Here is a 14,167-nt window from a genome sequence, read left to right on the forward strand (position 1 = left end):
CTTTGTCCTCGTACGTACAGCGCACACCACGTGTTGCACACGCCCCTCACACACGGCGCACACGCCCCCGAAAGGGGCGCGGAGAACTGCGCGATCAGCCCCCACCGGCCGGCGGCAGAAGCACACCCCAGCGCCCCGGAACCGAGAGCGGCCCAGGAACAGCGACCGGCGTCACCGCATACGGGTGGCCCACTCCTGCACCTTGGCGATCCGCTGCCGCAGTTGCCCCGCCGTCGCCTCCGCGCTCGGCGGCCCCCCGCACACGCGGCGCAGTTCGGTGTGGATCACGCCGTGCGGTTTGCCGCTCTGGTGGACGTAGGCGCCGACCATGGTGTTGAGCTGCTTGCGCAGCTCCAGCATCTCCTTGTGCGAGACCACGGGCCGCCGCTCGGCGGGCAGTTCGAGGAGGTCGGCCTCCTCGTCGGGCTTCTTGCGGCTGTGCGCGATCTGCCGCGCCTGCCGCTTCTGGAGCAACAGCTGCACCTGGTCGGGTTCGAGCAGCCCCGGAATCCCGAGGTAGTCCTGCTCCTCCTCGCTCCCCGGGTGGGCCTGCATCCCGAACTCGGCGCCGTCGTAAAGCACTCGGTCGAAGACGGCCTCGGACTCCAGCGCCTCGAAGGAGAACTGCTCCTGCTCGCCGGTGTCCTCGTCCTGCTCCCGGTTCGCCTCGTCCATCTCCTGCTCGGACTCGGCGTAGGGGTCCTCCTCGCCCTCCTTCTTGGGCTTGTCGAGGACGTGGTCGCGCTCGACCTCCATCTCGTTGGCGAAGCCGAGGAGGTCCGGAACGGTCGGCAGGAACACGGAGGCGGTCTCGCCGCGCCGCCGGGACCGTACGAAACGGCCGACGGCCTGCGCGAAGAACAGGGGCGTGGAGATGGTGGTGGCGTACACGCCGACCGCGAGCCGCGGCACGTCGACGCCCTCGGACACCATGCGGACGGCGACCATCCACCGGTCCTCGCTGTGGCTGAAGTCGTCGATCCTGCTGGACGCGCCGGTGTCGTCGGACAGGACGAGGGTCGCCTTCGTCCCGGTGATCTCACGGATGAGCTTGGCGTACGCGCGCGCGGAGTCCTGGTCGGAGGCGATGACGAGCGCGCCCGCGTCCGGGATGCCCTTCCTGACCTCGGTCAGCCGCTGGTCGGCGGCGCGCAGCACACTGGGCATCCACTCACCGCGCGGGTCGAGCGCGGTGCGCCAGGCCTGCGAGATGGCGTCCTTGGTCATCGGCTCGCCGAGCCGGGCCGCGATCTCGTCCCCCGCCTTCGTGCGCCACCGCATGTTGCCGCTGTAGGAGAGGAAGATGACGGGCCGCACGACCCCGTCCCCCAGCGCGGACCCGTACCCGTAGGTGTAGTCGGCGGAGGACCGGCGAATCCCGTCGTTCCCCTCTTCATACGTCACAAAGGGGATGGGATTGGTGTCGGACCGGAAGGGCGTACCGGTGAGCGCGAGCCGCCGCGTGGCGGGCTCGAACGCTTCGAGGCAGGCCTCGCCCCAGGACTTCGAGTCACCGGCGTGGTGAATCTCATCGAGGATGACGAGGGTCTTGCGCTGCTCGACCCGATTGCGGTGGAGCATGGGCCGCACGCCCACACCCGCGTACGTCACGGCGACGCCCTGGTACTCCTTGCTGAGCGGACCGGCGCTGTACTCGGGATCCAGCTTGATCCCTATCCGTGCGGCGGCCTCCGCCCACTGCTTCTTCAGGTGCTCGGTCGGCGCGACCACGGTCACCTGCTGCACGACGTGGTGGTGCAGCAGCCAGGACGCGAGCGTCAGCGCGAACGTCGTCTTGCCGGCGCCGGGTGTGGCGACGGCCAGGAAGTCGCGGGGCTGCTCCTGGATGTACTTCTCCAGCGCCCCCTGCTGCCAGGCACGCAGCTTGCTGGCGGTACCCCAGGGGGCGCGGCCGGGGAAGGCGGGTGAGAGGTGGTGCGAGGTGGATGCGCTGGCGGCGGTGGTAGTCACGGTCTCCGTGGTTTGGTCGAGCGGCTCGGCTACGTATGACAACCGGGCCACCCTACCGGCGCCCCGGAGCTGTCAACGCGCGGACGACGCCGGGTCACCCATGGATGGGACCCACCTCACAAACCCCACAACGGCCCACCGATCGCCCCGCTGCCGTGCTCCACACCGGCCGCCACGTCGATGACCAGGTAGTACACGGCCGACCGGTTCACGGGGACCGCACTCGCCCGAACCGGAGCGCCGCTCTCCCTTCGGATCACCGCTCTCGCAGTCGCGTCGTCACCCAGGCCCCCACCAACGCCACCCCGGCCATCGGCAGGAACACGGCGGCGAACGCGGTGGGGTGGGAACCGTCGGCCGTCGAGGTGGCCGTCTCCGCGACCTTGCCGCCGCCCAGCGCCGCGAACGCCGCGCCGCCCGCCGCGAGGAGCACGATGTTGGAGAGGCCGTCGGAGATCTGGAGCGCGGCGGAGTGGGAGCCGACCTCCTCCGGCGCCGAGAGGCGCAGCAGCAGCACGCTGGTCGAGGCGATCACCAGCCCCATCCCGAAGCAGCCGAACCCCCAGGCGACGGCGACGATCCACACGGGCACAGCGGGGTTCAGCACGCTGGGCACGGCGGCGACGGCAGCCGCGAGCAGCACCATCCCGAGGAACATCAGCCGGTCCCGGTACGGCTCCGCGCGTGGCCGCGACTGCACATACGACCCCAGCGCCCAGGTCCCGCCGGCCGCCGCGAGGGAGAACCCGGCGAGCGTCGGCGACAGCCCGCGCTGGGTGACCAGCATGAGGGGCACGAAGGACTCGGCGGCGATGAAGGAACCGGCCGCCAGCCCGCGCAGCAGCACCACGGACGGCAGCCCGCGCGCCGCCCGGTAGGTGCCGCGCGGCAGCAGCCCGAGAACGGCCGGGACGAGCAGCGCGGCGCCCGCGAGGCCGGGGACGAGGGAGAACAGGTCCAGGTCCTGGGCGGCGTACTGAAGGAGTCCGGAGCCGAGCGAGATCCCGAGCGCGAGCCGGATGCGCCGCCGCTCGAAGGGCTCGCGACCGGCGCTCCCCGCGTCCGCCGACCGCCCGGACGACAGCCGTCGTATCCGCGGCAGCGCGAGCGCCAGCGGAAACACGACCAGCACCGGTATCCCGGTGAACACCCAGCGCCAGCCCAGGTGCTCGGTGACCGTGCCCGCGATCAACGGTCCGACGACGGACGGAATCACCCAGCTCGCCGCGAACGCCGCCATGATCGCCGGGCGCAGCCGCTCCGGGTAGGCCCGCACCACGACGACGTACAACGCCACGACGACCAGCCCGCCGCCGAGCCCCTGCACCGCCCGCCCGAGAAGGAACAGCCACATGGTCCCGGCCGTCCCGGACAGCAGCAGTCCCGCCGCGAAGCCCGTGATCCCCGTGGTCAGCGGTGCGAGCGGCCCGTCGCGGTCCGCCCACTGTCCGGCGAACACCATCCCGAACAGACTCGTCGTGAAATACGCCGAGAACGCGAACGCGTACAACGACACCCCGTCGAGCTCCCGCGCCGCGACGGGCATCGCCGTCCCGACGGCCGTCGCCTCGAAGGCGATCAGCAGCTCCACGAACACGATCCCGATGCTGAGCGCCCGATAGGGACGGCTCAGCACACCCCCCTCCCCCTTGCCCTCGGGCGGGGCGGTCCCGGCATCACGTGCTTCCAGCGCTGTCATGGCCGCCAGCGTAAGGGCCACAACCGACAGTGACTCCTGTCCAAAGACCGTGATCGCCTGGGTCTTTGGTCGTACGCCACAGGTCCGGGAACCGGCGTTCATGAACGGCGTATGGCAGTCCCGTTGCAGCGCTCCCGCACCTCTTGAGCCCGCCCTCCGCCCCGCCTACGTTCAACCCATCAGGTTCGGAACGAGTGAGCCGTGCCGCACCTGAGAACGGCCGTGTGCCCGAGTGGCTCAGGGGCTCGCCTGCAAAGCGAGTTACGCGGGTTCAATTCCCGCCACGGCCTCTGGTGAGATCGGTCGGCCGTCCCCGTGACCGGGGGCGGCCGATCTGTCTGTGCGGGCGGTGTGGGCGGTGTCGCCGGCCGGCGGCTAGCCGTGGAGGGTGCCGCCGGCCTCGTCCTCGAATATCTCCGGCCAGTAGCGCCAGCCGTCGTCGCCCTCCAGCGTGGGGGTGGGGTCGCAGGCGATCGGGTCGACCGTGGCGAGGGTCTGGGCCATGGTCGCGGCCAGTTGTTCGTAGGAGTCGGTGAGGTCGTGGGTCGCGTCGAGGGCCCTCTCGCGGTGGAGCAGCCAGAGGGTGAAGGCGAGGGTGGAGATGTCGGCGTTGAGGGGGCGCAGGGTGATGTCCGGCTCGCTCCAGGCGAGGACCGCACCCGTGCTGCCGTCCACCACGAGGCTGGTGTCCTCGATGAGGTAGCCGAGGCGTATCAGGCGGTCGGCCGTCGGGGGGAGTTCGTCGGCGGAGAAGTCGTCGGGGCGCTGGTCCGCGTAGTAGTCCGCGAGGGCCGGCAGGGGCACTTCCGTGTCCAGCTGGAAGAGGAGGCCGTCCTCGGGCAGGCCGGTCTCGCGCAGAAAGCGACGGGTCGGCTCGTGCACGAGCGCGGGCGGGAAGTCGACGTCCTCGAAGCGCATGATCGCGCCCGCGCCGAACTCCTCGTCCAGCAGCCGCTTGGGCAGGTCGAGGACGAGGCCCTCGCCGGGGCCCGCGATCCGGGCGAGGGGGCGGATCAGGGCGGCCATCCGCCAGTACGGCGCCACCTCGGCGCCCGCGCCCGCCGCGAAGACCGCGGCGAGGGACTCGGAGGCCTCCGTGACCGCCTTCGGGCCGAAGCGGCCCTCGTAGGAGGCGAACCGTCCGCGGGACGCCGTCAGTTCCTCCGTCGCCGCCGAGAAACGCACCAGGGCATCCAGGGAGGGGGCCAGGGGCGCGAGGTCCATCAGAGCCGGGTCGGAGAAGAAGTACGTCGTGGCGACCTTCCCCGTCGCCCCGTCCAGGACGATCGACTCCAGGTCCCGGTCGAAGGTCCGCAGGGCTCCCACGACCAGCTGGTCCTGGAGCTCCGTGGCGAGTTTGTCGGCGTCACCGGCCAGGTCGGCGACCCTGCGCAGCCCGTGCTCCCGCAATGCGCCGAAGGCCAGCAGCGTGCCCTCGGCCGGCAGCCCGGGCCCCGTCAGCCACTGCCGAGTGTCCGTGTGCGTGATGTATGGATCCAGCTCGTCCTCGGTCAGCGTGATCGCGCCGACGACATCGGTGTCAGTCGTGCTCATGGCTCCCCCGCGCATGTGAACGCATATGTGCTTCCCGCGGGGAACTCTCCGCCGCCCAGCGGCAATTCCCCACTGACCGAGAACCATACGCCGCCCCACTGACAACGCCGGAAACCCGCAGGCACGCAGGCCGTACGGCCCGGAAACACGCGGGTTCAAGCCATCGGGGGGCGCCTTGCCGCCGCCCGGCTCAGGTGAGGTACAGGCCGCCCAGGACGACCACGACGGCCGCCACGACGAACAGCAGTACCCACAGCGCCAGCTTCCCGACGCTCGGCGGGGGCTCGTAGCGCGGCTGCTCGGGGTCGTGGGTCGTCGGCTCGGGGGTACTCATGACGTGGTCACCACGGCGGCTTGCGGACGGATCGGGAGGCGGTTGACGGGGCGGCCCGTCGCCGCCCGTACGGCGGACGCGACGGCCGCCGGGGACGTCACGACCGGCACCGCGCTGGCCGCCTTCGCGCCGAAGGGGGCGACGACGTCGCGCTCCTCGACGAGCTTGACGATGCGGATGTCGGGGGCGTCCAGGGACGTCGGGAGGGCGTAACCGGTGAGGTCGGGGTGGCGGACCAGACCGCGGGCGGTACGGAGGTTCTCCGTGAGCGCGGCACCGACACCCTGGGTGACGCCCGCCTCGATGCGGGCCGTGAGCTGGGCGGGGTTGAGGATCCGGCCGACGTCCTGGGCGAGCGCGAGCTCCACCACCCGTACCGAACCCAGTTCGATGTCCACGTCCACCACCGCGCGGATCGCGCAGAAGGCCAGGCCCACGAAGGCGTCGCCCTGGCCCGCCTCGTCCAGCGGCTCGGTCGGGTGCGGGCGGCACTGCGCGGTGGCCCACAGCTCCTTGCCGTCCATCGCCTCCGTGACGGTGGTCGAGAGCACACCGTCGTACGAGGTGATCTTGCCGTCGGTGATCTGGAGGAGCTCCGTGGACATGCCGAACTTGTGCGCCAGGGGCTGCAGGAGCTGCGTACGGACCATCTTCGCGGCGCGTTCGACCGCTCCGCCCGACACCCAGGTGTGGCGGCCCCGGCAGCTGGGGCCCGCGGGCGGCTGGTCGGTGTCGACCGGCGCCACGTGCACCTCGTCGATGCCGAGGGTCTCCTGGACGATCTGGCGGGCCAGGGTGGTGAAGCCCTGGCCGGTCTCGACGGCCGCGCACAGCACCGTGGCGACGCCGTCGTGGACCTTGACCGTGGCCGTGGAGACCTCGTCCGCGCCCTCGGCGCCGAGCATGTGGACCATGCCGAGGCCGTAGCCGACCCCGCGGCGTACGGCGCCGGGTTCGCCCGCGCCCTCGGGGCCGCCCGGGAGCAGCCACTCGTCCTCGGGGGTGTCCTTGGGGAGCGCGGGCAGGGGGTAGTCGCGTACGGCCTGGAGCAGTTCGGCGACCGGGGCCGGGCAGGTCACCGTCTGGCCCGTCGGAAGCACGTCCCCGGTGGCCATCGCGTTCTGCAGGCGCAGTTCGGCGGGGTCGAGGGCGAGCTTCTTGGCGAGCTTGTCCATCTGCGCCTCGTAGGCGGCGCAGACCTGCATGGCGCCCTCGCCGCGCACATGGCCGGAGGGCGGGTTGTTGGTGCGCACGGCCCAGCCCTCGATGAAGGCGTTCGGGACGACGTAGGGACCGCAGGCGAAGGAGACCGCGGCGGCCAGCGACTCGGCGGACGTGTCGGCGTAGGCGCCCGCGTCGAGCAGGATCTGCGCCTCGACCTTCACCAACCTGCCCTCGGCGTCCGCGTGGTGGCGGTAGCGCAGGAGGGTGGGGTGCCGGTGGGCGTGGCCGAGGAAGGACTCCTCGCGGGTCGCGGTGATCTTCACCGGGCAGCCGGTCCGCAGGGCCAGCAGGCCGAGCGGGAGCTGGAAGCCCTGGTCCTCGCGGTCGGCGGTGGCGCCGGGCACTCCGGTGACGACGACCTTCACCCGCTCGGGCTCCAGGCCGTAGCAGGCGGCGGCGGTGTCGCGGTCGGTGTGCGGGTCGGTGGAGGCGACGTAGAGCTCGACGCCGCCGTCCGGGCGAGGCACGGCGAGTCCGGCCTCGGCACCGATCGGGGCCGGGTCCTGGCGGCCGATGCGGTACAGGCCCTCGACGACGATCTCGCCGACCGCGTCCGGGTCGCCGTGGCGCAGCGGGATGTGCCGGATCAGGTTGCCGTCGGGGTGCAGGGGCTCGGCCTCGAACGCCTGCTCAGGGTCGGTCACCGGGTCGAGTACTTCGTACTCGACGATGACGGCCGCGGCGGCCATCCGCGCGGTGTCCGGGTGATCGGCGGCGACGGCCGCGATGGGTTCGCCGTGGTGGCGTACGACCTCGGAGGCGAACACCGGGCGGTCCGCACGGCCGCGGCCGTGCAGGGCGGAGCCGGGCACGTCCTCGTGGGTGATGACCGCCCGCACGCCGGGCATCTCGCGCGCGTGGCTGGTGTCGATGGACACGATGCGCGCGTGCGGGTGCGGCGAGCGCAGCACGGCCGCCCACAGCAGGCCCTCGGCCCACAGGTCGGCCGCGTACGGGAAGGTGCCCTCCGTCTTGGCGCGGGCCTCCGCGGCGGGCAGCGACACGCCGAGCCCGTGCGGCAGCGGCTCGGGGCCGGTGTCGGGTGCCGCGGGAGTCGCGGTCGCGGTCTCGTTGCTCACGCCTGGCCTCCGTCCTGGCCGTACGGCTGCTCATACGGCGCCTGGGAGTCGTACGGGGAAGGGTCCTCGAACGCCGAGGGGTTGACGCCGCCCGCGCCGGGCCCCGCCTGGTGCGGGATGCGCGGCTCGTCCGCGTCCGGTGTGGCCTCGGCGGCGGCCGCGTTGTGCGCCTGGCGTTCGGCGACGACCTCGCGTACGGCGTCCAGGACCCCGCGGTAGCCGGAGCAGCGGCACAGGTTGCCGCACAGCGCCTGGCGGGTCTCGAGTTCGGTGGGGGCCGGGTTGCCCTCGAGGAGGTCGTGCATGGTCATGGCCATGCCCGGGACGCAGAAACCGCACTGCACCGCGCCGCACTTGGCCAGGGCGCGCTGCACGTCCGAGGGCTGTCCGTCGGCGGCGAGGCCTTCGACCGTACGCACCTCACTGCTCGCGGCGGTGACGGCGGGCACCAGGCAGGACGCCACGAGCCGCCCGTCCACCTGCACGTTGCAGGCTCCGCACTCGCCCTGCGAGCAGCCGTCCTTGGCGCCCGCGAGGCCGAGGCGCTCGCGCAGGACGTAGAGCAGCGACTCGCCGATCCAGGCGTCGGTCACGGGGCGGTCGGCGCCGTTGACGCGCAGGACGTAGGAGGCCAGGGGGTGTTCGTCGTGACGGGCTGGCGCGGGGGTGTCCGGGGCGCTCGCCTCCGCGGCGGGGGCGTCCGGCGCCGGGGTCTCGGGGTACTCCGAAGGGTGCTCGGAAAGATGCTCCGCAAGGTACTCCGAGGAGTCCTCCGGGACCGCTGCCGGAGCGGTCCGCACGGCCGGGTCGTGGTCCGGTCCTGCCCCGTCCGGGGTCCCGTACGCCTCGGCCGTCGCGTGCGTGGGTCCGGCGACCGGCTCAGGAGCCTCGTGAGCGGCCTGCGCGGCCGTCTGGGCGGCCTCGGCGGCCGATTCCGCATGCGTGTGCCGCGCGGGCTCCACGGGGCCCTCAGCGGCCTGCGGGGCCTCGGGGTTCACCGCGCGCGGTGCGGCGGACCACGGCTCGCCGATCTCGGAGGTCGCCCAGGGCGCTGCCGCACCGCCCGGGAGCGTGGCGGGCGGCGTGCCGCCCCACTGCTCGACCAGGGCCGACGTGGTGAACTCGCCCGATTCGTCCGGAAGGTCACCGCCGGCGACGGGAATCGACCACTGTCCGGTGACGTCGTGTCCGGGCGCGTCGGCCGGGTGGTGACCGGAGGAGGCGCCTTCCCGGGTGGCCTCGCCGAAGTCCCACTGCCCGGTGGCGCCGGGGTGGTACGAGAACCCGTCGTGCGCGGCCTGCTGATGCCCGGACTCGTGACGCCCGGACTCGTGACGCCCGGATTCCTGGCGCCCGGTCTCGTGGCGTACGGCTTCCTGGTGCGCGGCGTTGGGGTCCGGCCACTGGACGGCCTCGGCCGGCGTGGCCCAGGTGCCCGTCGCCCCGGGGTCGGCCGCCGGGGGCGCCGTGGTGATCCGGGGGGGCACATAGCCGTGGCCGGGCGCCGCGAGAGGCGTCTCACGTTCCGCCAAAAGGGCGTCGATTCCGCCCTCGGGGAGCTTGACGAAGGCGGTGGCGCCGTCGTCGTAGTCCCCCTGCGGGAGGGGGTCCCACCTGCCGCTGGTCCGCGGAGTGCCCTCTCCGTGCTGGTCGTCGGTCACGACAGTGCCCTCCCCAGTGCTCGTCGGGCCAGCGCGGCGACGGTGCGCCGCAGGTGCAGTACGGCGGGCGGAAGTTGTTGTACGGAGCCGTCCTCGGCCGGGACGGGATCGGGGATGCAGGCCGCGGCGACGTACTCCCCGAAGGCGTTCAGCGCCTCCGGCACGATCGTCCGGCTGTTGTCCCAGTCGATCAGCTGGGCGACCCACGCCTCCGCGTCCAGGGGCCGCAGCGGCATCGGCGCTATGGCGCCCACGGCGCACCGCACACCGCGCCGCGCCGGGTCCAGGACGAGCGCCACGGACGCGATGGCGCGCCCGGGTCCGGTGCGTCCGGTCGCCTTCAGGAAGACCTGCGGCGCGTGCAGCAGCGGCACACGCACGTAGCCGATGAGTTCGCCGCCGCGGAGCATCTCCATGCCCGCGAGCAGGTGCGACACCGGGATCTCGCGGCGGGCTCCGCCCTGGCCCGCGATGATCAGCGTGGCTTCCAGGGCGGCCAGCACGGGCAGCGCGTCCCCCGTGGGGGCCGCCGAGGCGATGTTGCCGCCCAGGGTGCCCGCGTTGCGGATCTGCGGCGGTCCCGCGGCGCGCGCGGCGGCGGCGAGCGCCGGGATGAGGGCCGCGAAGTCGGGGCGCCCCATGCGGGCGTGGGTGAGGCCGGCGCCGAGCAGCGCGTGGCCGTCCTGGTACTGCCAGCCGCGGATCTCGCTGATCCGGCCGAGGCCGACGAGCGCGGCGGGCCGCAGCTGTCCGGAGTTGACGGCGGCCATGAGGTCGGTGCCGCCGGCCACGGGGACGGCGGCGGGCATGGCGGCCAGCGCCGCCACTGCCTCGTCCAGCGAGGCGGGCAGCGTCACGGCCTGCGCCGCCTGCGGTGCGTGCGTGGTCAAACCGGCTGCCCCTTCCCGCTGCCCCACCTGGTCCCACCTGTGTTGCGCGTACGGTACGTGCTGACAGGGCGGACGTGGCAACTCTGGCACATCTTCCCCGGCCCTCGACGCGGGGGTCCGCTAGGAGGCATTCGCCCCCTCACCAGGGAGATGGTCCGTTTTCCTACGGCATCGCCGGTCAGTACGAATTGCCACTCTTCGGTGGCCCTTGGGTGTCTTTTGCCTTGTGGGGCCACTGCGTCGGGGCGAACGGGCCGTGACACGCCGGTCGGGGGTCACCTCACACGTTTGGTGGCGCCCCCTCGATCGGACGTCCGAGCACACCCGGGCGCCGCTGCCACGGAAGGGGGCCCGTGGGCGGGCGGTAGGCCACGCCCAGGGCGTCAAGTCGCCCGTAGTGGGCGGCCATCCGGCGCTCGAAGTCGGCGAAGTCCCGCTCGGCAGGGGCGGGCAGGGCGCTCCAGGCGACCTCGGCGAAGGCCGCGAGCCGGGGGAAGGTCTGGTAATCCACGCGTGCGGGGTCCTCCATCACTTCGGTCCACACGTTCGCCTGAGTGCCCAGCACATGCCGTGCCTCCGCCTCGGTGAGCTCGGGCGGAACGGGTTCGAAGCGGTAGACGTCCTCCAGGGTGCGGACATATCCGATCGGCACCGGCTCGTCCGGACCCGCGGCCTGACGGTGGTCCAAGTACACCTGCTGCTCGGGGCACATGACCACGTCGTGGCCGGCGCGGGCGGCCTTGATGCCGCCCTGGTAGCCGCGCCACGAGGACACCGCCGCCCCCTCGGCCAGCCCGCCCTCCAGGATCTCGTCCCAGCCGATCAGCCGACGCCCGCGCTCGGAGAGCCAGTTGTCGAAGTGCCGGACGAACCAGGACTGCAACTCGTCCTCGTCCGCGAGCCCCAGTTCCCTGATGCGCGCCTGCGCGGTCGGCGACTGCTTCCACTGGTCCTTGGCGCACTCGTCGCCGCCGATGTGCACAAACCCCGAGAAGCCCGAGAACCCCGAGGATGGCGAGAACCGCGCGATCGGGCCGGCGTCCGCCGGGAAGAGCTCCAGGAGTTCCTCGAACACCCCCTCGTAGAAGCGCAGGGTGTTGTCAGTGGGGGCGAGTACGTTTTTGGAGATGCCCCAGGTGTCCCAGACGGTCAGGGAGGTCGTGTCGATGACGTCGGTGTTGCCCAGTTCCGGATACGCGGCGATGGCGGCCTGCGAGTGCCCCGGGATGTCTATCTCGGGGACGACACTGATATGCCGCTCGGCCGCGTACGCGACGATCTCGCGGATGTCGTCCTGCGTGTAGAAGCCCCCGTGCGGCTTCTCCTCCCACCGGGGCGAGGCACGATGGCCGAATTTCGTGCGCGCCCGCCAGGACCCGACCTCCGTCAGCTTCGGATACCGCTTGATCTGGACACGCCAGCCTTGGTCGTCGGTGAGGTGGAAGTGGAAGACATTGAGTTTGTGGGCGGCCATGAGGTCGAGGTGACGCAGGACGCCGTCCTTGGGCATGAAGTGCCGGGAGACGTCGAGCATGAGACCGCGCCAGGGGAATCGAGGGGCGTCCTCGATGATCTGGTGCGCGATTCCGTACGTCCTGCCCGGCCGGACGGGGGCGCGGCGGAAGGCATCGGGGCCGAGGAGTTGACGCAGGGTCTGCGCACCCCAGAAGACCCCGGCCGCGCCGCCGCCCCGGATCTCGATGCCCCAGTTGACGACGACGCTGAGTCTGTACGCCTCCGGCTCCAGGGTGTCGTCGAGGAGCAGCCGTACGGCGTTGCGGGCGTCCTGCGGTCCTGGTCGCAGCGGCAGGCCGAGCGCGGCGCCGAGCGTGGCGCGCAGCCAGCGCTCCGTGGCGTCCGTGCCGGGAGCGGCCCACAGGGTGGTCTCCGCGTCGAGTTCGACCCCGCAGCGCATGGGGCCCTCGACGGCGCGGGGCGCCGGAATCACATGGTTCACGTCAGTCCTTCACCGCTCCGCCGAGACCGGAGACCAGGCGTCGCTGTACGAGCACGAAGAAGATGAGCACCGGAATCGTCATCACTGTGGACGCCGCCATCACGCCACCCCAGTCGGGCTCGTCGGGCTTGTAGAAGACGAGGAGGGCCATCGGCAAGGTGGACTGCGAGGTATCGCTGATGATGAAGGACTTGGCGAACAGGAAGTCGTTCCAGGCCGAGATGAAGGAAAAGACGCTCGTGGCCACCAGGCCCGGGAAGACGAGCGGGAAAAGGATCTGCCAGAGGAATCGCGTACGGCTCGCCCCGTCGATGTACGCGGCCTCCTCCAGCGCCTCGGGAACCGCCTTCACAAAACCCCTCAGCATCCAGATCGCGAACGGCAGCGAGAAGGCGATGTGCGGCAGGATCAGCGAGCCCAGCGTGTTCAGCTGGCCGAAGTCCCGCATCAGGAAGAAGAGGGGGATCGTCAGCGCCTCGACGGGCACCATCTGCGCGACCAGGAACATGATCAACAGAGTGGTCCGGAAACGGAAGCGGAATCGGGTGACCGCGGTCGCCGCGAGAAACGCGATCAGCGCCGAGACGACGACCACGGACCCCGCCACCACAAGGCTGTTGACGAAGTAGCGGCCGAATTCCTGCTGCCCGAAGACGCGCCGGAAGGAATCCAGGGAGGGCGAAAGCGTCCACGGCCGGGGCTCGGTGGACTCGATCTCCCCGGCCGGTTTGAAGGCGCCGAGCACCATCCAGTAGAGGGGGAAGGCGACGACCACCGCGATCAGCAGCGCGGACGCCTCGGCGGCGAGCCGCCAGGGGCGCCGGGGACGCCGTACGAAGCTGGGTATGAGGCTCACAGTTCCTCCCCCTGCCTGCGCAGCAGGCGCAGGTACACCAGCGTGACCGCCAGCAGGATCACCAGCATGACCACGCCGATCGCCGAACCGAGGCCGTACTGCGAGGAGGCGAAGGCCTTCTGGTAGGCGTACACGTTCAGCACGAGGTTCTGGCCGGCGATGCCGCCGCCGTTCGTCATCACGTAGATCTGCGTAAAGACCTTGAAGTCCCAGATGACCGACTGGATGGTGACGACCACCAGGATCGGGCGGAGCAGCGGTGCGAGCACCGAGCGCCAGATCCGCCACTGCGAGGCGCCGTCCAGGGCGGCCGCCTCCAGCACTTCGGAGGGTACGGCGCGGATCCCCGCGTAGACCGTGACCATCACGAACGGGAAGGAGCACCAGACCACTTCGAGCAGGACGAGCGCGAAGGCGCTGTAGCGCCCGTACGTCCAGGAGTGGTCGCCCATTCCGAGGACCCGGTTGACGGGCCCGAAGTCGGGGTCGAACAGGAACAGCCAGACCGTGGACCCGGTGACCGCCGGGGTCGCCCACGCGCCGAGCGCGGCCAGCATCAGCGCGAGCCTCGGCAGGGCCCGTACGCGGGTGAGGAGCACGGCGAGGGCGCAGCCGACGGCCAGGGTGGAGAGCACGCAGGCCGCCGCGAACACCAGCGTGGCGATCAGGACCTGCCAGAACTGGTCGTCGGCGAAGAGGGTGGTGTAGTTGCCGAACCCTTCGAAGGCGGTCGGTTCGCCGCCGCTGACCTGTGCCTGGGTGTACTTCAGGAGCGAGATCAGGCCGAGCTGGTAGACGGGGTAGACGAGCAGGGCGCCGAGGACGACGAGGGCGGGGGCGAGGTAGAGCCAGGGGGTCCAGCGGGCGCGCCGGCGGCCGGGGACGCCGGCCGCGGCCTTCGCGACCGTGACCGGTTGGGCGACGGCCTCTTGCGTGGTCATC

10 protein-coding genes and 1 tRNA gene are annotated in these 14,167 nt (G+C 71.8%); 1 reads left to right on the plus strand and 10 read right to left on the minus strand.

From position 1 onward, the window contains the following. Nucleotides 1–171: 171 nt before the first annotated feature. Nucleotides 172–1,971 carry a DEAD/DEAH box helicase gene (locus ACZ7M2_RS06995; RefSeq protein ID WP_352049015.1) on the minus strand — a complete coding sequence of 600 codons (1,800 nt, stop codon included), beginning with the start codon at nt 1,969–1,971 and terminating at the stop codon, nt 172–174. A 256-nt stretch (nt 1,972–2,227) separates the two neighbouring features. After that, a complete protein-coding gene (locus tag ACZ7M2_RS07000; RefSeq protein ID WP_471594434.1) occupies nt 2,228–3,670 on the minus strand; it encodes an MFS transporter in 1,443 nt (480 codons plus the stop codon). 218 nt (nt 3,671–3,888) lie between these two features. Here ACZ7M2_RS07000 and ACZ7M2_RS07005 point away from each other — a divergent pair. Next, a tRNA-Cys gene (locus ACZ7M2_RS07005) sits at nt 3,889–3,960 on the plus strand. An 85-nt stretch (nt 3,961–4,045) separates the two neighbouring features. Here the strand turns inward: ACZ7M2_RS07005 and ACZ7M2_RS07010 are convergent. The 8 genes from ACZ7M2_RS07010 to ACZ7M2_RS07045 all read right to left on the minus strand — a co-directional run bounded on the left by ACZ7M2_RS07010 (nt 4,046) and on the right by ACZ7M2_RS07045 (nt 14,166). Then, on the minus strand, nt 4,046–5,224 hold the full coding sequence (locus ACZ7M2_RS07010; RefSeq protein ID WP_471594435.1) for an SUKH-4 family immunity protein: 1,179 nt from the start codon (nt 5,222–5,224) through the stop codon (nt 4,046–4,048). A 190-nt stretch (nt 5,225–5,414) separates the two neighbouring features. Continuing rightward, nucleotides 5,415–5,558, minus strand: coding sequence for a hypothetical protein (locus ACZ7M2_RS07015; RefSeq protein ID WP_388212553.1), 144 nt, complete (start codon nt 5,556–5,558; stop codon nt 5,415–5,417). Beyond that, nucleotides 5,555–7,861 carry a xanthine dehydrogenase family protein molybdopterin-binding subunit gene (locus ACZ7M2_RS07020; RefSeq protein WP_471594436.1) on the minus strand — a complete coding sequence of 769 codons (2,307 nt, stop codon included), beginning with the start codon at nt 7,859–7,861 and terminating at the stop codon, nt 5,555–5,557. The genes ACZ7M2_RS07015 and ACZ7M2_RS07020 overlap by 4 nt, the downstream gene beginning before the upstream one ends. Further along, nucleotides 7,858–9,522 (minus strand): (2Fe-2S)-binding protein, encoded by a 1,665-nt coding sequence (locus tag ACZ7M2_RS07025; protein WP_471594437.1) that lies wholly within the window; start codon nt 9,520–9,522, stop codon nt 7,858–7,860. The genes ACZ7M2_RS07020 and ACZ7M2_RS07025 overlap by 4 nt, the downstream gene beginning before the upstream one ends. Then, complete coding sequence (locus ACZ7M2_RS07030) at nt 9,519–10,412, minus strand: FAD binding domain-containing protein (RefSeq protein WP_352049009.1); 894 nt, start codon at nt 10,410–10,412, stop codon at nt 9,519–9,521. Before ACZ7M2_RS07030 ends, ACZ7M2_RS07025 begins: the two co-directional genes overlap by 4 nt. A 280-nt stretch (nt 10,413–10,692) precedes the next feature. Next, entirely contained in the window at nt 10,693–12,369 is a 1,677-nt protein-coding gene (locus tag ACZ7M2_RS07035; RefSeq protein ID WP_471594438.1) for a beta-N-acetylhexosaminidase, read from the minus strand. 1 nt (nt 12,370) lies between these two features. Continuing rightward, entirely contained in the window at nt 12,371–13,225 is an 855-nt protein-coding gene (locus ACZ7M2_RS07040) for a carbohydrate ABC transporter permease (RefSeq protein ID WP_471594439.1), read from the minus strand. Beyond that, nucleotides 13,222–14,166: a carbohydrate ABC transporter permease gene (locus tag ACZ7M2_RS07045; protein WP_471594440.1), complete on the minus strand. Its 945-nt coding sequence runs from the start codon at nt 14,164–14,166 to the stop codon at nt 13,222–13,224. The genes ACZ7M2_RS07040 and ACZ7M2_RS07045 overlap by 4 nt, the downstream gene beginning before the upstream one ends. Nucleotide 14,167: the final 1 nt, after the last annotated feature.

Source organism: Streptomyces sp. NPDC111507 (assembly GCF_055638955.1).

Coding starts and splice junctions, on each gene's coding strand:
- ACZ7M2_RS07000 (WP_471594434.1), bottom strand. CDS start 3,670: ATGACAGCGCTGGAAGCACGTGATGCCGGGACCGCCCCGCCCGAGGGC.
- ACZ7M2_RS07010 (WP_471594435.1), bottom strand. CDS start 5,224: ATGAGCACGACTGACACCGATGTCGTCGGCGCGATCACGCTGACCGAG.
- ACZ7M2_RS07015 (WP_388212553.1), bottom strand. CDS start 5,558: ATGAGTACCCCCGAGCCGACGACCCACGACCCCGAGCAGCCGCGCTAC.
- ACZ7M2_RS07045 (WP_471594440.1), bottom strand. CDS start 14,166: ATGACCACGCAAGAGGCCGTCGCCCAACCGGTCACGGTCGCGAAGGCC.